Source organism: Neorhizobium fuzhouense, from assembly GCF_042611105.1.
In the GTDB taxonomy this organism is placed as follows: domain Bacteria; phylum Pseudomonadota; class Alphaproteobacteria; order Rhizobiales; family Rhizobiaceae; genus Neorhizobium; species Neorhizobium galegae_A.
The window spans coordinates 55,811-78,879 of sequence record NZ_JBHFFP010000014.1 but is presented as its reverse complement, the minus strand read 5'-3'; the positions used below and the strand labels follow the sequence as shown (position 1 = coordinate 78,879).

General features: G+C 61.0%; 19 protein-coding genes and 2 pseudogenes. 10 read left to right on the top strand and 11 right to left on the bottom strand.

Translation table 11 applies throughout. The annotated features are described in order from the left end of the window. Positions 1–9: 9 nt before the first annotated feature. The 10 genes from ACEXP3_RS21470 to ACEXP3_RS21425 all read right to left on the bottom strand — a co-directional run bounded on the left by ACEXP3_RS21470 (position 10) and on the right by ACEXP3_RS21425 (position 12,865). Entirely contained in the window at positions 10–1,695 is a 1,686-nt protein-coding gene (locus tag ACEXP3_RS21470) for a Na/Pi cotransporter family protein (RefSeq protein ID WP_377299213.1), read from the bottom strand. A 27-nt stretch (positions 1,696–1,722) separates the two neighbouring features. Next, positions 1,723–3,465: a metallophosphoesterase gene (locus ACEXP3_RS21465; protein WP_377299211.1), complete on the bottom strand. Its 1,743-nt coding sequence runs from the start codon at positions 3,463–3,465 to the stop codon at positions 1,723–1,725. Next, positions 3,452–4,069 carry a dual specificity protein phosphatase family protein gene (locus ACEXP3_RS21460; protein ID WP_377299209.1) on the bottom strand — a complete coding sequence of 206 codons (618 nt, stop codon included), beginning with the start codon at positions 4,067–4,069 and terminating at the stop codon, positions 3,452–3,454. Before ACEXP3_RS21460 ends, ACEXP3_RS21465 begins: the two co-directional genes overlap by 14 nt. Before the next feature lie 102 nt (positions 4,070–4,171). Beyond that, a complete protein-coding gene (locus ACEXP3_RS21455; RefSeq protein ID WP_377299207.1) occupies positions 4,172–5,299 on the bottom strand; it encodes an ABC transporter ATP-binding protein in 1,128 nt (375 codons plus the stop codon). A gap of 57 nt (positions 5,300–5,356) precedes the next feature. After that, positions 5,357–6,583, bottom strand: a complete 1,227-nt coding sequence (locus ACEXP3_RS21450; RefSeq protein WP_377299205.1) for an ABC transporter substrate-binding protein — start codon at positions 6,581–6,583, stop codon at positions 5,357–5,359. Positions 6,584–6,618: 35 nt separating this feature from the next. Further along, positions 6,619–8,436 carry an ABC transporter permease gene (locus ACEXP3_RS21445; protein ID WP_377299203.1) on the bottom strand — a complete coding sequence of 606 codons (1,818 nt, stop codon included), beginning with the start codon at positions 8,434–8,436 and terminating at the stop codon, positions 6,619–6,621. 73 nt (positions 8,437–8,509) lie between these two features. Continuing rightward, positions 8,510–9,355 (bottom strand): inositol monophosphatase family protein, encoded by an 846-nt coding sequence (locus tag ACEXP3_RS21440; RefSeq protein ID WP_377299201.1) that lies wholly within the window; start codon positions 9,353–9,355, stop codon positions 8,510–8,512. Positions 9,356–9,455: 100 nt separating this feature from the next. Further along, on the bottom strand, positions 9,456–10,445 hold the full coding sequence (locus ACEXP3_RS21435; RefSeq protein ID WP_377299199.1) for a LacI family DNA-binding transcriptional regulator: 990 nt from the start codon (positions 10,443–10,445) through the stop codon (positions 9,456–9,458). A 316-nt stretch (positions 10,446–10,761) separates the two neighbouring features. Then, complete coding sequence (locus tag ACEXP3_RS21430; protein WP_377299197.1) at positions 10,762–11,646, bottom strand: SphA family protein; 885 nt, start codon at positions 11,644–11,646, stop codon at positions 10,762–10,764. 268 nt (positions 11,647–11,914) lie between these two features. Beyond that, positions 11,915–12,865 (bottom strand): LysR substrate-binding domain-containing protein, encoded by a 951-nt coding sequence (locus ACEXP3_RS21425; protein WP_377299195.1) that lies wholly within the window; start codon positions 12,863–12,865, stop codon positions 11,915–11,917. A 180-nt stretch (positions 12,866–13,045) separates the two neighbouring features. Here ACEXP3_RS21425 and ACEXP3_RS21420 point away from each other — a divergent pair. The 10 genes and pseudogenes from ACEXP3_RS21420 to ACEXP3_RS21375 all read left to right on the top strand — a co-directional run bounded on the left by ACEXP3_RS21420 (position 13,046) and on the right by ACEXP3_RS21375 (position 21,847). Continuing rightward, positions 13,046–14,219, top strand: a pseudogene (locus ACEXP3_RS21420) (alpha/beta hydrolase family protein). Beyond that, positions 14,216–14,896, top strand: coding sequence for an EthD domain-containing protein (locus ACEXP3_RS21415; RefSeq protein WP_377299193.1), 681 nt, complete (start codon positions 14,216–14,218; stop codon positions 14,894–14,896). The pseudogene ACEXP3_RS21420 and the gene ACEXP3_RS21415 overlap by 4 nt, the downstream one beginning before the upstream one ends. A 25-nt stretch (positions 14,897–14,921) precedes the next feature. Next, on the top strand, positions 14,922–15,866 hold the full coding sequence (locus ACEXP3_RS21410) for a VOC family protein (protein ID WP_377299191.1): 945 nt from the start codon (positions 14,922–14,924) through the stop codon (positions 15,864–15,866). 4 nt (positions 15,867–15,870) lie between these two features. Beyond that, a pseudogene (locus tag ACEXP3_RS21405) lies at positions 15,871–16,101 on the top strand (Rieske (2Fe-2S) protein); the annotation flags it as partial. A gap of 144 nt (positions 16,102–16,245) precedes the next feature. Further along, positions 16,246–17,376, top strand: coding sequence for an FAD-dependent oxidoreductase (locus ACEXP3_RS21400; protein WP_377299312.1), 1,131 nt, complete (start codon positions 16,246–16,248; stop codon positions 17,374–17,376). A 70-nt stretch (positions 17,377–17,446) separates the two neighbouring features. Continuing rightward, positions 17,447–18,565: an MFS transporter gene (locus ACEXP3_RS21395; protein WP_377299189.1), complete on the top strand. Its 1,119-nt coding sequence runs from the start codon at positions 17,447–17,449 to the stop codon at positions 18,563–18,565. Beyond that, positions 18,562–19,143 carry a cupin domain-containing protein gene (locus ACEXP3_RS21390; protein WP_377299187.1) on the top strand — a complete coding sequence of 194 codons (582 nt, stop codon included), beginning with the start codon at positions 18,562–18,564 and terminating at the stop codon, positions 19,141–19,143. Before ACEXP3_RS21395 ends, ACEXP3_RS21390 begins: the two co-directional genes overlap by 4 nt. A gap of 27 nt (positions 19,144–19,170) precedes the next feature. After that, complete coding sequence (locus ACEXP3_RS21385; RefSeq protein ID WP_377299185.1) at positions 19,171–20,148, top strand: fumarylacetoacetate hydrolase family protein; 978 nt, start codon at positions 19,171–19,173, stop codon at positions 20,146–20,148. After that, the gene (locus tag ACEXP3_RS21380) at positions 20,148–21,071 is read left to right on the top strand and encodes an NAD-dependent epimerase/dehydratase family protein (protein ID WP_377299183.1); all 924 of its coding nucleotides are present in this window, start codon (positions 20,148–20,150) and stop codon (positions 21,069–21,071) included. The genes ACEXP3_RS21385 and ACEXP3_RS21380 overlap by 1 nt, the downstream gene beginning before the upstream one ends. Beyond that, the gene (locus ACEXP3_RS21375) at positions 21,068–21,847 is read left to right on the top strand and encodes a cyclase family protein (protein WP_377299181.1); all 780 of its coding nucleotides are present in this window, start codon (positions 21,068–21,070) and stop codon (positions 21,845–21,847) included. The genes ACEXP3_RS21380 and ACEXP3_RS21375 overlap by 4 nt, the downstream gene beginning before the upstream one ends. Before the next feature lie 60 nt (positions 21,848–21,907). Here the strand turns inward: ACEXP3_RS21375 and ACEXP3_RS21370 are convergent, their stop codons facing one another. Next, complete coding sequence (locus tag ACEXP3_RS21370; protein WP_377299179.1) at positions 21,908–22,945, bottom strand: dipeptidase; 1,038 nt, start codon at positions 22,943–22,945, stop codon at positions 21,908–21,910. Between the last annotated feature and the right edge of the window lie 124 nt (positions 22,946–23,069).

The following is a 23,069-nucleotide window of genomic DNA, read 5'->3' as shown; positions in this document are numbered from 1 at the left end:
AAGCACGCGTTATGACTGACGCACGCAATGACCCGCCGGCTCTGAATCCAACTCTGCAACGGAGCGAAGGCGGCTTTCGATAAGAAGACCGCTGTTATCCAGGATCGGATGGGCGACCGAGACGATGTGGGCATTGATCCGCTTGAGATCGCGCAGGATGTCCAGATGCAGCGAACTCGTCTGAAGGCTTTCCAGCTTCCCGTCACGCAGTCGTTCGATATGGCGCTCGGCGGATTCCTTTTCCATACGACGCACCTCGACTTTCACTTCCATCATCTGGCGGGCAAGGCGGAAGTCGCGCGTGACGAAAATGGTCTGCGCGATGCGCACATTATCAAGCGTCAACTCAAACAGCGTGCGCAGCTCGCGGTGACCGTCTTCGGAGAATCTGAGGCCGAGCGTCGCCTTCTTTGTGACCTGCGCCAGCAGACCCTTTTCGATGATATCGCCGATATGTTCGAGATTGATCGCGTAGTCGATGATATCGATGGAACGACGGCTGTCTTCCGGGGAGAGACCCATGCGGCCGAGTTTGGAGAGATAGACCTTGACCTCTTGCTGAAGCCTGTCCACACGCGCTTCCAATGGCGGGATGTCCATCAGCTTGGCCAGATTGTCCCGCTCGAAGGAATCGGACGCGCGCATCAGCATGCGCTCGATGAGGTCGCCGATGCCTAAAACCTCGCGCGTGGCACTGGCGAGAGCCACGGTCGGCGTCGACAGTTCGTGGATGTCGAGATATTTCGGCCCGGTGTCTTCCTGCGCATCGTCGGGAACCAGTTGCTGCATCAGGCGGGCAAGCAGGCGCGAGAATGGCCAGGCGACGAGGGCAAGTCCGATGTTGAACGCCAGATGCGCATCGACCGGCAGATTGGCCGGTCCAAACGGCAGCGTCATGAGGAGATCAGCACCGAAGCCCGCCAGCGGCAAGGCCACCAGGCAACCGATGGCCCGCACGATCAGATTTCCAAGCGTCACCCGCCTGGCCGCCGCCGCCCCCCGTAAAGAGGCCATGACGGGCGGAATGGCGCCGCCAAGGTTTGCCCCGAGAACAAGGGCGATGATCAATCCGGGTGACAGGATGCCTGCCGATGCCAGGGAGAGGATCAGGACGATGGCCGCAAGGCTGGAGGACGAAATAAAGGCAATGACCGCCGAAAAAATCATGGCCACCGGCCAGGCATTGTCCAGCAAACCGATAAAGGCGGCCAGTGCCGCAGATGCCCGCATCGGTTCCGTCGCGCTGCTGAGCAGGTGCAGCGACAAAAGCATCAGCCCGATGCCGACCAGCGCCAATCCAGCCCCCTTTCGCGCTGTCGAGCCACCGCGATAGAACACCAGGCCGGTTCCGATGATCAGAGGCGACAGCCATGCGACGCCCGCTGCAACGATCCAGGCCGTAACGGCTGTTCCGACATTGGCGCCTAGCAGAACAAGCTGGGCCATGCGCGGCTGGACCAGTTCACGCTCGACGAAAGAAGCCACCATCAGCGCGGTTGCGGTGGAACTCTGCAGGGCCACCGTTGCCACGAAGCCCGAGGCAAAGGAGCGCAGGCTGCCCCGCGTGCCGCTCGCAAGGCCGGTTCGCAACTGGGCTCCGAAGGCCCGCGTCACGCCGTCCTTGACCTGTGCAAGGCCGAACAGCAGCAAGGCAACCGCGCCGAACAGGTTGATCATGACGATTGTGGATGCCATCGGTGTGTCTTCCGTTCCGTTTACACCCTATGCCCGCAGACAAGGAGGCCGCTCATCCGGCGCGACCCCTGCCCTTTCCATCCAGCGCCGAAGACAATGCAGAAAGACATACAGGAACGCGGCCATAGTCTCCGGTGAACCTGAGGGGCTGTGGGCCAAGAGACGACCGGTCAGCAGGTGGTAGATGGCCAACCGCTCGGCGGAAATGAACGGAAGTGCCAAGGCACCGGCCTGCCGCAAGCAGTACCAGTCCGTCACCAGATCCATCATCGAGGTTGCTTTCAAGGCCTCCATGGTCAGGCCGAAGCGGGCGCATTCGTCTTCGAGAAGGCCCATGTTGCGACAGGAGATGGCCGAAAGGGGTTCCTCGCCCTCCCGCCTCTCCCCGGCCAGCATCAGCAGGCCGATCTCGGCAAGATTGGACGTGGCGACATATTCGACGATTTCCGGTGGCCATTCCCTTGGAAAATATCGGTGCGTGACCAGTGCCCTCGTATGGGCAAAAAGGAAGTCGCCGTAGGAGGGCGTGTCAAAGGCAGGATCGGGCACCTCCCCCTTGAACGCGCTTTCCAGACGATAGAGCGCCATCAGGCGCGGATCGAGCGGGAGGTGCGAAAGCCCCACGGTCTCCACGTCCGGCAGGCTTCTGCCGGGTTGCACGACCTTGAAGGCCGGGGGAAACGCAACGAGAGAAGGAACGGCGATGTTGACCAGTTCGCAGCCGTCAAGGTGACGGCGCGTCGTTCCCTCCACATGCAGATGCCCGCTGAAGTGAACCCTCATGCCGGTTCCCAGCAAAGTATCGGCAACCGCTCCGACCGGCGTGCGCCGCACGACATTGGTGTTGCCGAAGAGCGCCGCCTCCGATCCGGTCGTGTCGTCGAAGGGGTCGATCACCGGATAATGGGAAAACGACAGGACGGTCTTGCCGAGTATTCTGGCCCGTGCATGAACATCCCTGATCCAGTCGATCAGGAAGGGTTTCAGACGCAGAACCGCATTCCATCCGGCGGCCGTGCTGTCGATGAACGTCTCATCGTCACAGGGATCATGATAGCCGTCGCGCGGCTCGAACACATTGGCATCGATCATCAAAAGCCAGAGCCCCTCTGCGGGCTCGACGAGGTATGACGCATCCATCAGACTGAAGGTCGAACGGCCATCCGCCGAGGAAACCAGATATTGCCGATCCTCAATGCTGTCGGAGCGGCCAAACGGGCTTTCCCAATGGAGGTATTCGGGTTGCGCGAAAAGACCGAAGTCGGCGATCGGCAACAGGCCAAGCGGGTACCCTTCGCAGTACATCCGCGCGCTGAGGCAGGCCTGCGGGTTCGACCCCGCCACCTTCGCATCGCTGGTGACGATAACGGAACTGCCGGATCCGCTAAGAAACCCCTTTGAATGATGCCTGCCATTGGCCGCGAAGACATCATGATTTCCGGGGATCGCATAAAATGACAGCCGGTGTTTCCGGCGATACTCCTGCAGCAGACGCCCAACGGCATCCGTCGTCTGTCTTTGGCCGTCGTCGGTATAATCGCCGAGAAGCACGACGTGGCGAATGCCGCGGCCCGCGATCTCGTCCAATGCGGCGGGAAGAGCCTGAAAGCTTTCGTTGAAAACGCGCGTCGACGCACGCGTTTCAGCCCAGCTGCGCACGGCAAGCCGCTGTCCATTCACCTCTACACCGTCACAACCATAATCGCCTTCGAGATCATGGTAATGAGCATCGGCAATGACGGCGACCGCGGGCAGATCACGATGTCGCATCGGCCGCCTTCCTGGCCTCGACGAGATCGATCCAGTCGGACGCCCGCCTTGCCGCCTCGTAGAGCATGGGCTTGGGCGTTTCGAACCACTCGTCCTCACGCAATTCCCGCTTGTCGCGGATATGCGCGATTGCCGCGTCCAGCGTTGGAAACAGGTCCGGCTGCTGCTTGTGCAGAAACAGTCCAACCAGCGAAACGGAACGGCTGCGTCCGCTGCGACAATTGACCAGAACATTGCCGCCGTCCTTGAACGGATAGGTTTCACGCCGGGGAAGCGTCTGGTTCAAGGCGCCCTGCAGGATGTAGTAGCCACCGAGCATCATGGTATCGGGGCTGCCGCCGCCATCGATCATGCCGAGCTTGTAATAGCGTATATCGGAATAACCGCTCGCGCACAGTGCGCCGTCTTCGGCAAGGCTTGGACTGCGCACGAAGTTGATGTCGAGATTGATGGCACAGTTCACGACGATCGTAATGCCGTGTTCCTTCAAAAGATCCAGATCGCGTGCACCTTCAAGCCCGCCGATATAGAGCGCCGAATTGTGCGGGGCGAGCCCTTGCGTGATCAGGCTGATAGCCGGTCGCGAATATACCGGGGCTTTCATGCTGTTCATTCCCTGTCAAAATTACCAATCCTTCGGAACTCCCACCCTTTCAGAAGGGTGGGTTCCTTCATGCCGGCAGCCGGTTCGACTGTCCGTTCAATCTCAGGCGGCGTTCGAATGCGTCCTGACTGCCGTCGTCGCGGTTATCAATTTGCCCGTCTTCGGATCGAAGACCATCATGTTGCGCGCGGCAAATTCCAGCCAAACCTTGCGGTTCGGCCAGCTTTCGACAAAGCGCGGAATGAGCGCGGTCATCGGTGTGCCGTTGGCCGAGAGCGAGAGGATGGTCTGCGAGCCGGTCGGCTGGACGACATCGACGTCTGCGGCAAGGCCCTGGTCCAGGGCAGCCTCATGCAGATTGAAATGCTCCGGCCGGATCGCGCAGGTCACAGGCCCGGCGTCACGGGCGATGACCTGTTCGAGCAAGACCTCAATCCCGTGAAGCTTCAGTATGCTCCTGCCGCCTCTTTGCTCGAGAATGCCTTCAAAGACGTTGATCCGTGGATCGCCGATGAATTCGGCCACAAACAGGTTGGCCGGTTCATGGTAGATTTCGTAGGGGCTGCCGATCTGCTGGATGACGCCATCCTTCATCACCACGATGATATCGGACATGGTCAGCGCCTCGACCTGGTCATGCGTCACGTAGACCGTGGTCGCGCCAAGATCCCGCGACAGGCGCTTCAGTTCCGTTCGCATTTCCGTTCTCAATACCGCATCGAGATTGGACAGCGGCTCGTCCATCAGCAGGATGGAATTGCGCGCAGCGATCAATCTCGCAACGGCCACACGCTGTTGCTGGCCGCCGGACAGTTCCGATGGGAAACGCGAGCCATACTGTTCCAGCTGCACCTTCTTCAGCGCCTCGGCCAGCCGTGCGTCAATCTCGTCCTTCGGACGTTTTGCCTGATGCAGCGCCAGCGTGATGTTCTTGTCGACCTTCATGTTCGGCCAGAGCGCATAGCTCTGGAAGATGAAGCCGAGACCGCGCTTTTCCGGCGGCACGAAGCTGCTGTCGCGTCCGGAATAAACCGTTTTTCCCGCAAGCGTCAGTTCGCCGCCGGAGGGCTGTTCGAGCCCCGCAATGATGCGCAGCGTCGTCGTCTTGCCGCAACCGGATGGCCCGAGCAGCGTCACGAATTTCCCTTTCGGGATTTCCAGATCAAGCGGCGGAATGGCCAAGTGAGAGCCGTAATATTTGGTGATGCCTTTCAAGGACACTTCGTTCATCAGATTTCCTCCCCAAGCTTTCCGGGTTGTCACGACAACCCGGCGCTCTGGTTTTCCTCAGTTGCTGGTCTCGACCACCCAGAAATCGTTGACTTCGGCGACATGGTCGCGCTGATATTCAGCCGATCCGAAAATCTTGCGCACTTTCGGCCAGTTCTCTCCGTCCTTGGGCAAAGGCACATCCGTGCGCGGCGAAAATGTACCGACCTTGAAATAGGCGGCCATGCCCTGCAGCTTCTTAAGGCTTTCGCCGTCGCGGTAAGGCTTTTCAAGCTTGGTATCGGGGGTCAGATCCTTTGACCCCATCTGGAAGGCAATGAACAGTTTGGCTGCATTGGGATGCGTTGCCTGGCCGGCAATCGCCACATAGGTCGAATAGGCAAATACACCGGCCGGATCGATGTCATAGAGAACGGCATTGGCATAATCGTCGCTGCCGTTCTTGTTGATGTAATGCATGCTGGAGAAGGTGATCGGCGGCTTTGCCTGTCCCTTCAGACCGGAGGCCGTCGCAAGCTTTGAGCCGGAATCGTAGATGACAAGGTCATTCTTCAGGAGGCGGTGCAGGAATTCATAGCCGGCATTTTCGATGCCGTCGGACAGGACGAGCGGCTTTCCGGCATATTTTTCGTAGGATTTGGCAAAATCATCGGCGTGCTCGACGATCGAGGTCAAAAGTGCCAGCGATGTGAGGGAGCCAAGCGGGCTCTTCATCGCAAAACGCTTTTTCCAGGCGGGTTCCGTCAATTGCCACACATTGGTAACCGGCGGTGCGTCCTTGTAGGTGTCGGCATTGTACATGAGCACCGTGGCTTCGATCACCTGCGTCAAGAGCGGTTCGCGCAACTCGGTCGGGATCTTGTCCTCCAAGTAACGCGGCACGTAATTGACGATGCGGTGATTGGGCAGGAGGTCGTAGAACATCTGCGCGGTACCGGCAGTGTTGACAACATCTGCGGCAAAGATGCCCGCCTGCTGCTCTCGCACCACCTTTTCGATCGTCTTTTCCGAGCCGAGATCATAGGCGGTGACCTTGATCTCCGGATAAAGCTTCATGAAATCCTCGGCCAGCGCATTGACGGAAGAGGAGGAGGAATAAATGGTGACCTCCCCTTCGGCCTTGGCCTTCTTGACGACGTCCTCCCAGTTTTCTTCCTTCGGCTGGTGCGCACCAAGCTCTGCCGTCTTCAGCCAGGCATCGAATGCAGCATCGTCAGAATAGGCTGCGGTGCCGATAAGGCATGCAACTGTGGCAATCACCACCCGTTTCGTGAACAGTCCCATGTGAATTCTTCCTCCCTGTTGCAAAGGTTGCCTCCTCAAGCAAACCCCATCTTCGTATTGCGGAAAACCAGCCGGAACAGGATGTTGCAGCCCACGACCAATGCAACGAGCAGCAGCGTTGCCGCTCCGATCAACTGGGGAACATCATCCGTCTGATAGGTATAGATCACGCTTGCAAGGACCGCCGTGGAGGGCGTGACAAGCAGGATGATCAAAGATAGCTCGCGCATCGTGCCGATGAAGCTCAACAGCATGCCGGAGACCAGTCCCGAGGCGGCAAGAGGTGCCACGATGTGGCGAACACGGCTGATCCAGCCTATGCCCTGCACGCGTGCGGACTCTTCGAGGGACTTGTCGATCTGCAGCATCGCGGCAATGCCGGTGCGCGATGTGTAGGGCAGGTTCTTGACCGCTGCGATCAGAACCAGCAAGGCAAATGTCCCGTAAAGTGCCGGGATCGGCCCGACCGGTCGCGAGAACATGCCGATATAGATGGCGCCAAATGCCACCGCCGGAAAGATGTAAGGCAGGAAGGCTGCCAGCTCCAGCGCCCGCGACGACAGGCTTCCGCGTGTCTTCACCACCACGTAACCGATGAGGAAGCCGAGAATGCCGGTGGCAAGAGCCGTGAAGAATGCCAGGCGAAGGCTGTTCCAGGCGGCATTCAGGATCTGCGGGTTCTGGAAGACACCCGCATACAGCGCGTTGACGCCGCCGCGTGCACCAATCCAGTAATGCAGTGTGAGATTGGACAGATCGTAATTTCCCGCCGTGCGCGACAGGGACTGCAGGACCAGCAGACCGAGCGGCAGGACGACGGTCAAGCACATGAGCGCCACGACAAAGGCGAAGACCAGCCACCGGGCACGGCCGAGATCGATTTCGCGCCGGCGAAATCCCTTGCCGGACATGGTCACGAAGCTCTTGCGCACGCCGATCATGCGCTGATTGATCCAGATGAAGAGAATGGCCATCAGCACCAGCACGAGTGCCAAAAGATAGCCATCTCCGACATTGCGCGACCCGATCGCAGCGTAGATCTGCGTAGGCAGCACGAAATAACGGATGGGCATGCCGAGCACGGCGGGCGTTCCAAACGACCCGATCACGCGGATGAAGGTCATGACAACGGCCGAGCCGACGGCTGGAAGAACAAGCGGCGCGGTGATCGACACGAACTGCCGCAGCCGGGACATGCCGGCAATGGCGCCCGCCTCTTCAAGCTGGCTGTCGACCGTGGCAAGCGAGCCGGAAATGATCAGGAAGCCGTAGACATAATAATGCAGGGACAGGCAGATGATGATGGGAATGCCGCCAAAGGCGATCCAATCGGGGGGCTGCACGCCGAAAAGATAGGCAAAGACGCCGGACGCTCCCCCCACCCGGTCATTCTTGAAAAAGGTGACCCAGGCAAGCGCCATCACCCAGGATGGCAGCATATAAGGCAGCACGACCGCCGTGTTGACGAACTCGCGATAGGGTACGTTGGTGCGCACAACGATCCAGGCAAGCAGGGCGCCCAGCGCCAGGCAAATGATCGTTGCCCCGAACGCCGTCACCAGCGAGTTCATGAACGGCTTGTAGAACAGTGCCCAGGAAAGCCGGCTGCCAAAGACACGCTCGTAGTGGAAAAGCGTCAGTTCTCCCGGCTGCCGCCCGGGCAGATAGGCAGAATCATAAGGCTGGACAGTAATTGTCTCCCGGACCAGCTGGAACAGCGGCACGATGACGAGGAGCCCAAGCAGGATGGCAAGTCCCAGGGCAATCAGCCGCTCCGGCGCCGAGACGAAATGCGCCACACGGCGCATCCAGCGCTGGCTATCGCGACTGGCTGTTTCTGAAATTAGGGTCACTCTGTCTCTCCTCCCAGACGGCGCTCCAAGCCGTTCATTCTGCAGATCGCGATTTTGGCGCGATCCCCCCACTTCAGGCAGCGTGGTTCCTCTCGCGCCTGTCCAGCGGTTCAGCCAGCACGATGCCGACCGCGTCGCTAACGCCATCGGCAATTGCGGGCGCGCTTGCAAGAACTGCTGCGCCCGCCTGCAAAGACCCAATTTCAAAGAAAGGGCAGACGCGTCCGCCCGCTTCGGCCACCAGCAGCAGGCCCGGCACGCAATCCCAGGAATTCATGTGCAGTTCGACATAGGCATCCGACCGGCCATCCGCGACATAGGCGAGCGCCATGGCACCGGACCCTGCCCGTCGCACGTTGGCGCCCTTATCCAGAAGCCGCGTCATTGCTTCAAGATATCGGGTGTTCGGGATGCGGGTCGACCAGCCCAGCTCGACGGATGCCATGTCAAAGCGGGTCGTCCGGGCGGCCGAAATCGGCTGACCGTTGCGGGTCGCCCCCTCGCCAGCCCGGCAAAAATACAGCTCGTCCAGTGCCGGATTATAGATCGCCGCAAGCTTTGCGACATTTTCCTCCACATAGCCGATGGAAATGCAGAAATGCGGAATGCCGCGGGCAAAATTGGCAGTCCCGTCAATCGGATCGACCACCCAGACCCGCTCACGGATGTCCCCGCCGCCCTCCTCGCCAAAGAAGCTGTCTTCCGGAAAGGCTGCCGCAATGCGCTGACGGATATGCGCTTCGGAGGCCGCGTCGGTTTCCGTGAGGTAATCCTGCGGTCCCTTCATCGAAAAATCAGCCGCCTTGCCATTCTCAAAGCCTTCAAGGACCAGGGCTCCGGCAGAGAGAATGACATCACGGCACAATTGCGCGCGGCCATCCAGATCGTTTGCATAGGTCATTGATGCAGGCATGCGCATTCCTCTCCCTTGAACACGTGTGCAACATTGCACACGTGTTCATCGAGCGCAAGCACGTATTTGCTGACTGAATTGAAAACCCGCTACAGACTGGAGATGGTCAGCGTCGGACGGTGTTGCGTTCGATCAGCGTCACAGGGATATTGGTGATGACGGATTGACCAAGCTCATGATCGAGCGCCTCCAGAACGGACTGCGTCAGGATTTCAAACGACTGAGCGATCGTCGTCAGTTCGTAGCTTCGCCAGGAGGCCTGCGGGATGTCGTCAAAGCCGATGACGGACAGATCTTCCGGCACGCGGCGCCCCATGTCGTTTCGAGCGCCATCGAGAAAGCCGATGGCCATGATATCGGTTACGCAAAACGCTCCATCAATCTGTCGGTCAGACAGAAGCTCCCGGGCCGCCTTCAGTCCCGTCTCATAGGTTGTCGGGCCATCATGCCAGACGACGATATCCGTGCCGGCGGCGGTCATGACGTCGGAAAAAGCCTCGCACCGGCGCAACTGGGTCGGCGTTCCGGATGCACTTGTCACGACGGCGACCTTTCGACATCCCGCCGCCTTCAGGCGTTCTGCCGCAAGCGTTGCGCCGGCAATGTCGTCGCTGAGGATGATGTCGGTGTCGGACCGGGCGAGCTGTCTGTTGATGACGATGAGCTTGACGCCATTGGCAAGACATTCATCCACGATGGACATTGGTGGCTCGCCCGACAGGACGACAATCGCGCGGGCCCGAAACTCGAAAATCAGTTCGATGAGAGGTGCAATGTCACTTCGTGCATCCGCAGCATTCAGAAGCAAGCATTGCAGGCCGCGCCGCAACAACCCGATGCTGAGCATATCCAACTGCTTTGCCATGAAGGGCAAGGAAAGGTTCGCCCCAACCACGCCAACGAGATTGGACGAGGAATTATTGAGGCCCTGAGCGAGTCTGTTGACGCGATAGCCCAGTTCCTGAGCGGCCTGAAGCACCTTGCGACGCACTTCAGGCGAGACGCTGGCGCCTTCCGTGAATGTCCGGGACACGGCAGAACGCGAAACGCCTGCTCTTTGAGCGACGTCGACGGACGTGACAAAGGCCTTGACCATGGTAATCCAATGGGAAAAGAGGGTGTACGGCGTTCATCGCAGTACGATACTTTTCCGATCCTTACAATCTGGGCATGCGAGGAAGAACCTCGAAGTCCAAGCCTCACTGTTCGTCACTCGAGCCGAAAGATCGCCGGACACCACCTGAGCGCGGCCAGCGACATGCGGCCCTCTATAGCATCAATCGCGGCCAAAATCTGCTGATCGCCAGCCACGCTGCATAAATGGGTCAAGAAGACGAAGTCGACAGCAGCGAGCGAGCAAGTCCACCTTCGCGTTGCTGACGCGGTTGATCAGATCGCAAGACACGTTCGCATCAGAATTTTGTCGCGAAGTTCACCCAGACCGCGTCGCCTTGAGCGCGATTTTCCGCGTAGACGTCGTGCTGCCACGAGGCGCTGAGCTGCAGCTCCGGATTGAAGCTGTAGGTCAGCGAAGGGCCGATGGCGAAACCTTCGCCGCGATGGCCATCCGCAGCAGTCGTTGGCCCCTTGTCGTCGGTAAACTGCTTGATGAAGTAGCCGACGGCTCCGGCGCGGATCTTGCCGAAATTCCAGCCGGCGGCGTAGTCCAGCACGAATTCGTTGCCGCTCCTGTAGTCCGTCGCGGTGTTTTCCGTGTTGAAGATCACGCGTGCCGAGGCTGCCAATTCCAGTCCTTCCGGATCCGAATAATGATAGCCCAGGGTCGGTTGAATGGACCAATGGTTCAAGCCCGTATTGGCCAGCGCGTTTTGATCGTAGGGGCCCGTCGGTATGCCGATGTCGAGGCCGAGCACGAAAGTCTGGTTCCTGTCCGGATGCCAGGCGAGGCCAATTGTGGTCGTGGCGTCACCGATATTGAAGGCGTCGTCGGAGCCGAAGGCGGTATCGAGATCCAGTCGAATCACCGGCAGGACGAGTTGCCCCCAGAGTTGCGCTTCGCCGATCTTGATATCCGAGACATACATGAAGCGCATGGTTTCGACGGCAGCCTTGACGCTAAAATCGATCGGGATCTCGTTTCCATGGCCGTCATTGGTGCGGTCGGCAGTGAAATAGCTGGTTTGAGACAGGAAATAGAACCCCTCATAGGGTGGTATCGCGCCCGCATAAAATTGCGATGCGCCGGGTGCGTATTGGCTGTTGCCGTTCTCCGCCGCGAAGGCGGGCACAGCCATACAGGCCAAAGCGGCCACGAACATGCTCTTGCAGATCTTCAATTCGTCCTCCTCATGATCCCGACGCCAGCCGGCAAGCTGGCTGTCCGTGTTCCCTCCAGGAGATCGCCGCGCCGTCCGGCCGAATGACGATTGGAACGGTCTGTGGCGCCGACCAAGCTCATGGCGACAAATGCGCAGCAACGATGACGTCAGAGCGTTTAATATCCGCTCATGGCGCTTCAGGCCGGATAGTGTCTGATGATCTCCCCGCTCTTGGGTACGGCAGGAACTTGGCATTTGTAAAATTTTGATTGGGAATATTATGTATTCACGGCCGTAATGCCTGAAGATCCTGAGGCCCCTGCCCCCGAGCATCGAGACTGCTTGCGGCAGACTTCAGCTTTTCGCGAACCCAGGTCAGGGCCGGATCTCGGGAGCGATAGTTGTCCCACTGCACCGATTGTTCAAGCAGCGGCAAGGCGAGCGGCGGTTCAACCATGGAAAGCCCCCCGGTCTTGATCATCTCGGTGGCGAGGCTTTTCTGGACCAGTGCCAGACGGTTGCCGCCGCGCACAAGCACCGACAAGGTGGAAAAGGCGAATGTCGTGACCTCCACCCGAATGGCGAGACCGATTTCCCGGCACGCGCGCTCGGCAAAACTTTCTCCGCCATTGGGCGGCCGCATCACCACATGGCCTGATGTTTCGAACTGCTCTTTCGTCATCCTCTCTCCCTTTGCAAAACGGCTGGAAGAATCCGTGACGCAGCAGATTTCATCGGCAAACAGAATGTCCGAGGGATGCTGGGTGGAACAGAACACTGACGGAGCGATCAGAAGATCCGCTTCGCCCTTTTCCAGAAGCAGATGAGGGAAGTTCTGCTGCGGCTTGAAGTCGAACTGAAGGCCCGGTGCTTCCGCCGCAGCGATCGCCAGGAAAATCGGCACAAGCGTGTGAAGCGAATAATCGGAAACCACCATTCCGATCACACGCCGTGAATCCGCGGGATCGAATGACGGCGTCGAAACGACAGCGCCGTCGATGCGCACGATGATGTCGCGCAAGGGCTGCTCGAGGGAGACGGCAAGCGGCGAAAGTTCCATGGTTCGCCCGACCTGGATCAGCAGCGGATCGTCGAAATATTCGCGCAGCCGACCTAGCGCATTGCTCATCGCCGATTGGGTGATGAACATCTCATGGGCCGCACGGCTGACATTGCGCAGGCGGATCAGCGCGTCGAGCGCAACCAGCAAATTGAGATCCAGATTTTTGAAACGCATGGGCTCCTCCACCTATTCACCATATCAATAGAAAACATTGAAACAACCAATTTCATAAACGTTTTGATTTTCGTTAAGCCTTGGCCAGGGAGGAGCCATGGGTCGGCCGCACACGCGCGCCGCCTCAGGTTGCCGCCTGTCGCGCCGAAGCGGTCGGCGCCAGAGCGTAGAGGAGGCGTCATGTTCAAATATTTCCCCACCAATTATGTCTGGAATCTGTCCGTCGATCTGTCGATCGAGATGGGCGCGCGGATCGGGGAGATCGAGGAGATGTGCGCCCCCCCTGCAGGAGGCCGCCAAGGCTCCGGATGCGGCGGGAGTCATGGCCTTTCGCCAGACCTGGGTGACCATTGGCGATAAGCTGATCTCGCTTGCAGACGAGGATGAGGCGAGAGGCCGCACGCTGTCTGCCGGCGACAAGCTCATTCGCGCGGCAAATTATCTGCTGACGGCCGAGCGGTTGCAGGCACATGGTTCTGAAGGACGCGTGGCGCTTTATCGTCGCTTCCTGGACACGTTCAAAAAGGGGCTGCGCCTGTCGGGCTCCTTCTGTCGTCGCGTCGAGATCCCCTATGAGGGAACGTATCTGTCGGCCCTTTATGTGTCGGCTGAGGGCGTGAGCGGACCGCAGCCTTTGCTGGTTCAGGTCAACGGCCTCGACAGCACCAAGGAAATGAAATTCCTCGTCGGGCTGCCCCAGTTGTTGGCAAAGCGCGGCGTGGCCTCGCTGGTCGTCGATCAGCCGGGAACCGGTGAGGCGTTGCGCCTGCAGGGCCTGACGGCCCGCTTCGATAGCGAACATTGGGCAAGCCGCGTGGTGGACTGGCTTGAGACCCTGCCCGAGGTCGATCCCAGGCGGATCGGCATGGAAGGCGTTTCGCTGGGCGGTTATTACTGCCCCCGCGCGGTCGCGTTCGAGCCGCGCTTTGCCTGCGGCGTTGTCTGGGGCGCCAATCACGACTGGCGCGACGTGCAGAAGAAGCGCCTCGCCCGCGAAGGCAATTTTCCGGTGCCGCATTACTGGGCGCATGTCCAGTGGGTGTGGGGCGCCAAGGACTTAGGCGAGTTCATGGCAATTGCCGAAAATGTCCATCTCGACGGCGTGCTCGACCGGATCCGCGTCCCCTTCCTCGTCACCCATGGCGAGAAGGACAGCCAGGTCCCGCTGCACTGGGCTGAGGCGACCTATGACCAGCTGGTCAACAGTCCCGGGCGCGAATTGAAGATCTTCGATGCCCGCACCGGCGGCGTCCAGCATTCGAGCTTCGACAACTCGGCCAATGCTGGCGCTTACATTGCCGACTGGGTGGCGGAAGTTCTCGGCGGGCGCACTGCTCAGGGAGATGCGGCATGACCGTCAAGACGATGATGTTCGGACGTCGCGCTGCGGGCCAGACCATCGCCGAAAACCGCCGCCACATGAAGGACGTGCATGGCCGGCTGGTCCTCGATTACATTGCAGCGGATCCGCAGAGCGGGCCGCGCAGATACACGCAAAATCACGGATTGGACGGCGTCTTCCCGGACGACGAGGCAGCACCGTTTTCCCTGCGCCTCTGCCTCGATTTCGTGACCCAGATCTGGTTTGAGGATCTTCAATCGCTGAAGGCCTCGCGGGAAACGCCGTTCTACAACGAGCACCTTCGCCCCGACGAGTCGCGCTTTGTCGATGTGGCCCATGTCATCGGGCAGCCATTTGCCGAAGAACCCGTCGGCGCGCCTGTACCGGAGACAGCCGAGATCAAGCTGTTCGTCGTCCGGCCGCGTGGAGCGGATGCGATAGACCTCGTCGACAGGCTCACTGCAGTAGGCGCCCGCTATGCCGGCTATTGTCGCAACACGGCGATCACCCCAGGGCCGATTGCCGCCGTGGACGAATTCTGGACTGACGGCGAAGACGCGGCGCGCCTTCTTCTTAATCACTGTCGCCAAGCGCTCGACGCCGAAGCGCCGGAAGCCGGGGCGCCGCAAGCCAAGCGCTCTGCCGCCTATCTCATCGCCCGCGAATACAGACTGTTTGCCGGCCGCTGAGGCGCCGGTCGAAGGGAGGATTACCATGAACATCATCGGACCGGACTATCTGGTTTTCGGCGTGGACGATGTCGCCGCCGCCGCCGATTATCTGCGTGATTTCGGCTTGCAACCCGTTGATGTCGATCACACGGGCGGCCTGTTTGCCGCACTCGACGGCACCGGCATCATCATTCGCCACAAGGCCGATCCGTCTCTGCCGGCGCCGCTCCCGACCGCCAATCTTCTGCGCCAGCAGGTTTACGGTGTCCGCTCCGCGGAAGATCTGGATGCCATTGAGGCGGAGCTCTCCCGGGATCGGCGTGTGACGCGTCTCGCCGACGGCTCCATCGAGACCCGCGACGCCCATGGCTTCGAGCTCAAGTTCCAGGTCACGATCCGCCGCGAGCTCAGCATGCCGGCCGAGAAAATCAATGCACCAGGCGCGCCGGCCCAGCGCAAACCAGACGAGATCGGCGTGTGGGAGGAAATGCCGGCTGCGCCGCGCACGCTCAGCCATGTCGTTTTGTTCGTGCCCGATATCGAAGTCGCCGCGGAGTTCTGTTGCAACCGCCTGGGCTTCGTGATCACCGATGTGCTGAAAGGTGCGGGACCGTTCCTCAGGCCGAAAGCCAATGACGATCATCACACGCTGTTCTTCATCCGCACGCCCGAATACATGAAGGGCTGCGAGCACCTCGCCTTCCATATGGGCGGGCCGACCGAACTGATGGCTGCGGGCACGCGCTTCGTCAAGAAGGGCTATCAGAGCTTCTGGGGTCCGGGTCGCCACAAGTTCGGCTCGAACTGGTTCTGGTATTTCAACAGCCCGCTCGGCTGTCATTTTGAGTATGACGCCGACATGGACAAGCATGACAACAGCTGGGTGGCGCGCGAGGCGCCCATGAACGCTGAAAACTCGCAGATCGTGCTGTTTGAAATGCGCGAAAAATGGGCGCCCGGCGGCCCGCCTCCCGGTGTGAAAGGCTAAGACGATGTCGGCCGCGGCTGCGCATCTTGTGCGTCTCTGCCAGGCCGGCGATATCGGCGAGGGCGAAGCGAAGGGCTTTGGTCCGGTGGGAGGATATCGCCGGAAAATCATCGTTCTGCGCAAGGCGGGACAGCTTCATGCCTGGCTGGATGCCTGCCCGCACTATCCGCAGGGCACGCCGATGGCCTGGCGGTCCAACGCCTATCTGAATGGCGACGGCACACACATCGCCTGCCATTCGCATGGGGCGCTGTTTGATATGGAATCGGGAGAATGCGTCTTGGGTCCCCTGCCTGGGTCAGGGACTGGCACGTGTGGAGTTGAAGGTCAGCGAGCAGGGCGAGGTTTTCGCTGCTCTGGCCGCGGAGGAGGAAGAACTATGAATGCAGGCATCAGGAAAGCCTTGATCATCGGCGGCGGATTTGCCGGTATGACGGCGGCGGCGCGACTGGCGCGCCAAGGAATCGAGGTTGATCTTCTCGAAGTCGATCCGGGTTGGCGATCTTACGGGGCCGGCATCAGCCTGCATGGTTCGACGCTTCGGGTCCTGAACGAACTCGGCCTCATCGACCGCTTCATGGAAGAAGGTTTCGCCTCTGATGGCGTGGAGATGCGTGGTCCCGACGACCGCATTCTCGTGACGCTGCCGACGCCGCGCGTGGCCGGTCCCGAGATCGCCGGCGGCGGCGGCATCATGCGGCCGGCGCTCGCCAGGATCCTGCAGGAGGCGGTCCGCGCGGCGGGCGTCAATGTCCATCTGGGGACAACCTTTTCGACCATCGAAAACCGCAAGGACGGCGTCTGGGTCTCATTCGGCGATGGCGAGCCGCAGCGTTACGATCTGGCCGTGGGCGCGGATGGTCTTTATTCCAGCGTTCGCGCCAAACTGTTTCCGAACGCGCCGAAGCCCCGGTTCATTGGACAATCGGTCTGGCGGGCTGTGCTGCCAAGGCCTGCAGAGATCAAAACGGTTACAATGTGGATGGGACCCAATCTGAAAGTCGGCATGAACGGCGTCTCGCCTGATTTGGCCTATCTGTTTTTGACCGAAGACAAGGAAGTCAATGACTTCGTGGCTCCTGAACGCTTCGTGGAGACGCTAAGGGCGCTTTTGCGAAAGTTTCCTTCGCCCATCATCCAGGCCGTTGCCGATCAGCTGTCCGAAGAGCACCACGTCATCTACCGGCCGCTCGAACAGATGCTGATGCCGCGCCCCTGGCGTGACGGACGCGTGGCGCTGATCGGTGACGCCGTGCATGCGACGACGCCGCATCTTGCCGCAGGCGCCTGTATCGGAATCGAGGACGCCATGGTGCTGGCCGAGGAAGTTGCAGGCGCATCGACGGTGGAAGAGGCGCTTGCCGCCTTCGAGGCACGGCGCTGGGAGCGGTGTCGCATGGTCGTCGAGAATTCGGGACGCCTGGCGGATATCGAGATCCATGGCGGCAGCCGCGACGAGCACGCCGCCATCATGCGCCAATCCATGAAAACACTCGCGGAGACGATCTGACCACGCGGACGCATACCAAGGGAGAGGGACCGCGTCCGCGATGAGCGGCGGCGGATCGGGAGGAGTGAAAATGGCAGGACAGAAATATGGCGCGGGCGGCACGGCCGCGCTGGTGGCGGCGCATTGCGCCGGCATGCTCGATCTTATCGCATTGCCGGTCTGGGTCGGCGCACTCGTGGAAAGATCGGGTTTCAGCCCGCAACAGGCAGGCGCTGTTGTGACCCTGTTCCTTCTCGGCGCGGTGGCGGCCAGCCTGTGTGTGGCGCCGCGGATCAACCGGATCAATCAGAAACTGGCTGCAACCGTCGGCTATGGGGTCGCAGCACTCGCCTTTTTGGCCGCTTCGACGCAGACAGGCTTCACGGAGCTGGCGGGGCTTCATCTCGTGGCCGGTTTGTCGATTGGCGTAGCGCTCTCGATGGTGCACGGCGCGATCGGGAAATCGGCCAATCCCCATCGCCTCTTTGCGCTGGCGGGGATTGCGATCGGTCTTCTGGGCATCGTCCTCCTCGGTGCCTTGCCGCAATTGATGATCGCCTTTGGTGGCGCCGCACTCTTTCGCACATTCGGTGCTGTCATGGCCACCGCCTGCCTGTTCTGCGCTACCCTGTTCGTCAATCCTGAGCCCGGCGAAGCGCACGCATCGCCGCCGCTTGGCCGCGCTGTCTGGTTCACGGTCTTCGGCATCAGTGTCATGACGTTCAACCAGTCGATGGTCTTTTCCTTCGTGGAAGTGATCGGCAAACTGCGCGGCTTTCCCGCCGAAGGGGTGCTGGGCGTGCTGATTGCGCTTGGCGTCGTCAATTTTGTTTTCCCTTCGCCCCTCGCCACAATCCTGCAGAAAAGGCTTGCTGCGGAGCGTGTGGTGCAGATCGGTCCTGCCGTTCAGGCTGTGTTTGCCGTCATCGTCACGAGCGCCACCGCTTTTACCCTTTGGGCGCCGGTGGCGGCGTCTTTCGTCGCCATCCAGATCTTCACCCACACCTTCGCCTTCGGTCTGCTCGCACGCCTTGATCCGACCGGACGGGCCGTGGCGGCCACACCGGCGATGCTGATGATCGGCGCAGCACTTGGCCCGATCGCCGGCGGCGCGCTGGGGCAGAATCTCGGTTTCGGCGCGCTCGGGGCAGCGGCAGTGGTCGTGGCGCTGGTTTCCATTGCCTTCTTCACCAAAGCGAGGTCCGCATGACACCTTTTCCCCCCATTACCCGGGTGATCACCGGCCATGACGAGACCGGTCGGTCGGTCATCGCGGGTGCCGGGCCGTTGCCGACTGTGGTCGAGCTGGACGCCATACCGGGCACGGTGTTTCACGAAGTCTGGGCGACCACCGGTGCGCCCGTCATCGTCGGTAATGGCGACGACCCCACGCTCGGGCCGCTCGTGCTGCCGCCGCCGCCCCACGGAACCCGTTTCCGCTTTGTCGACATTCCGCCGGACACGGAAGAATTCCTGGCGCATGGCGCGGCAAAGATGGGCGCGGCCTTCTGTGAGATCGGCGACGAAGCCGCCTCGACGGGCACCGAGGAATCTCCGCATCCGCTGATGCATCGGACCCAGTCCATCGACTACGGCGTGGTCATCGCAGGCGAAATGACCCTGGTGCTCGACAAGGGCGAGACGGTGCTGAAGCCGGGTTCCGTCGTCATCCAGCGCGGTACCAATCATGCCTGGGCCAATCGCTCCGGCCAGATGTGCCGGATGCTGTTCGTGCTCATCGACGGAATTTATGAGCGTGAGATCGCAAAGGCCTTATCCGGCCGCTGATGGCAGTTTGATCGTTGGGAGAGAAAAATGAAGCTTGCGACCTATAAAGACGGCAGCCGCGATGGCCAGCTATGGATGGTCTCCAGAGATCTTGCCGTGGCCGCCCCTGCGGTCGGCATCGCCTCGACAATGCTGGAGGCGATCGAGACATGGGATGCAGCGTTTCCGCGACTGCAGGCTCTCTACGAACGCCTGAACGCGCGCGAGGAAGCCTTCGCCACCCGCTTTGAAGCAGAACGCTGCATGGCCCCCCTGCCCCGCGCACCGCAATGGCTCGACGCTTCGGCCTTTCTCAACCATGGCCGTCTGATGGACAAGGCGTTCAACAATCCGTCCAATCCCGATTTCGAGACGATCCCGCTTGTCTATCAAGGCGCAAGCGACGACCTGCGCGGCCCCGTGGATGACGTCGAATTTCTGGACGACAGCCTGTCGATCGATATGGAGGGCGAGTTCGGCGTCGTCGTCTCTGACGTTCCCATGGGGATCAGCTCGGAACAGGCAGTCTCGCATATCCGGCTTCTGGTGCAGATCAACGACTGGTCGCTGCGCAAGCTCGGGCCGCGGGAAATGAGGGCGGGCTTCGGTTGGCTGCAGGCCAAGCCTTCCACTTCCTTTGCTCCGCTTGCCATCACGCCGGATGAAATTGCCCCCTTCTGGGACGACGCACGCGTGAAACTGCCGTTGCATGCGGCAATCAATGGCCGCGAGGTCGGGCGCGCAAACGGCGCGGAAATGCATTTTTCCTTCGGCGACATCATTGCCCATAGCGCGCGTACAAGACGGCTGTCAGCCGGCTCCATTATTGGTTCGGGGACGGTATCGAACGCCGATCGCGCCGCAGGCTCCTCCTGCATTTCGGAAATCCGCGTGATCGAACTTCTCGATCAGGGCAGCTCCGTCACGCCCTTCCTCACCTGGAACGACCAGGTGCGCATGGAGGCGCGGCTTCCCGATGGCTCCGCCCCGTTCGGCGTCCTCGATCAGCGGGTGGTGAGGGCCTGATGCGCGTTCTCTTGACCGGTGCCGGCGGCTTTCTGGGCTCAGGGCTCGCAGAGCGTCTGGCGCGCGGCATGCCGTCCTTGAGCAGCCTGACGCTGACCGACCGCCAGTCCAGCTTCTCTGGCAAAGAGATCGCCGGTGCTGAGGTAAAGCCCGGCGACTTGACCGACACGGTTTTTCTCGACGAGTTGTTCGAGCCCGGCTTCGATCTTGTCTTTCACCTTGCCAGCCTGCCCGGCGGCCAGGCCGAGGGCGAACCTGAGCGCGGCCGCAGGATCAACCTCGCGACGCCGCTCGAGCTTGCATGGCGCACAGCCGCGCGCCGCCCTGGCGCACGCTTCGTCTTTGCCTCCTCGATCGCCGTGTATGGCGAGATCGCCGCAGAGATCGTGTCCGAATCGACGCCAGCCGCACCGGGCCTTTCCTATGGCGCCCACAAGCTGATGACGGAGATCTTCTTGAGCGATCTTGCCCGCCGCCGGGACCTGTCGGCGGTGAGCCTGCGCTTTCCGGCCCTCGTGGCGCGCCCACCAACCGAAAGCGGGCATGGCTCGGCCTTCATGAGCCAGATGTTTCACAAGATCCGCGCGGGCGAAGAGTTTGCAAGTCCGGTTCCGGCTTCGGCGCGGTGCTGGTGGATGTCGCGGTCCGCAGCGATCGATGCGCTTCTGCACGCCGCCTTTCTGCCTGCGGATGCGCCCACAATGCTTTTGGCCCCGGCGCTCTCAGCCACCATGGCGGAGATGGCAGAGGCCATCGAGACCGTGACAGGACCAAAAAGCTCGATCCGCTGGGGCGAGGACGCGCGGCTGACCCGCATTTTCGGCTCGATGCCACAGATCGACGTGTCGCTGGCGCACAGCCTTGGTTTTGCCGGCGACGGCGACCTAGAAACATTGGCCCGCGCGGCCCTATCCGGAGCATGACCATGAAGATCATCGATCTGTCCGTCGCTATCGACAACGACACGCCCGCCGACCCGCCGGGGCTCGGGCCGAAAATCGTGTATTCCGATCATCAGGCCGGCGCCGAAGAGGTGATGCGTTTCTTCCCCGGCCTCAACCAGGCCGATCTGCCGGGCGCGGAAGGCTGGGCGGTGGAGCAAATGACGCTGACTGCCCATGCCGGGACCCATCTCGACGCACCCTGGCACTTCGCCTCGACCATGAATGGTGGCGAGCGTGCCTGGACGATCGACGAGGTACCGCTGGACTGGTGCATCCGGCCCGGCGTGAAGCTGGACCTGCGCCATCTGCCGGATGGCCATGTCGCCACCGCAGACGAGATCCGAAGCGCCGTCGAGGCAACCGGCGCACTGCTTGAACCTTTCGACATGGTGCTCGTCAATACCTTGGCCGGCGCGGCCTATGGCCGACCCGACTATATCGGCCGCGGCTGCGGCATCGGCCGGGACGCAACGCTCTGGCTGCTCTCACAGGGCGTGCACATCACCGGCACCGACGCCTGGTCCTGGGATGCGCCATTCAGGGTCACCGCCGAACGCTTCGCCGCGACCGGCAATGCGGGCTTGATCTGGGAAGGCCACAAGGCCGGCCGCGACGGCATCTTCCTGCACATGGAGAAACTGGCGAGACTCGAAGAACTCCCTGCCCGCGGCTTCACCGTCTCCTGCCTGCCGGTGAAAATCAAGGGCGGCTCGGCCGGCTGGTGCCGGGCGGTGGCAATGTTTCCGGGTGATTAGGGGCCGAACCTATGTGTCCTAACCAGAAGGTGACAGTCGCCCTCCGACACATGATGGCAATCACTCACCCCAGCTGCGCTCGAGGACGGAGATCCAGTTCTCGTGGGCGATCTTTTTCAGCTCCTGATCACCAAACCCGTGGCGACGGAGGGCGTCGAGGAGACGCGGCAGGCCGGTCACGTCCTTCATGTCCGCCGGGATGGTCGTGCCGTCGAAATCGGAGCCGAGCGCCACGTGGTCGATCCCGATGCGGTCGGCCACATAGGCGGCGTGCCGCACAAGCAGGTCGAGACTGGTATTGGCGTCCTTGATGCCGTCATCGCGCAGGAAGAGAACACCGAAATTGATGCCGACCAGGCCGCCCGTGTCCCTGATGGCATCGAGCTGGCGGTCGGTCAGGTTGCGGCTGTGCTGGCAGAGCGCATGGACATTCGAATGGGACGCAACGAGCGGCGCGTCGGAGATCCTGGCTATCTCCCAGAAACCCGCTTCGTTCATGTGCGACAGATCGATCATGATCTTCAGTTCATTGCAGGCGCGGATAAGGTCTCGGCCGGCCTCCGTCAGGCCGGGGCCGATATCCGGCGAGGATGGATACCGGAAGGGAACGCCATAGGCGAACACGTTCGGGCGGCTCCAGACCGGGCCGAGCGTGCGAAGGCCTGCCTGGTGGAGAACGTAGAGGGCGTCGAGATCCGCCGCGATCGCTTCGGCCCCCTCGATATGGAAGACAGCCGCAAAACTGCCGATCTCCATCGATCGGCGGATGTCGGCGGCGCTGCGGCATACGGTAACGGCACCCTGCGAGCGGGCTTCGATATCAAAGAGCAGGCGCGCCATGGCGAGCGTTTCATTGAGCGCATCGGCCTGATCCGGCGTCGGGAAGTCACCATTCGCATCCTTGGCCGTGCCCGGCGAGGGCACGTAGATCGCGCAAAGCCCACCGGCAAGACCACCCGTCCTTGCCCGTGGCAGGTCGATGTGGCCTGCCTCCTCGCCGTCCAGAAAACGTCCCGCCGGATCCTCTCCACCGCTGCGTCTCAAACGAAGAAGTACATCGTTGTGGCCATCGAAAACGGGAATTGGAGGGGTGAGCATAACGTCAAACAGCCTCTGCGCGCATGGTGTGTGCGGATGTTAGTAGGCAGCCGGTGCACCCGCCGCAAATGCAAACCGCGCATAACCCGTTCGAAAAATGGAATTGGTCGCTCGAAAAGACGCC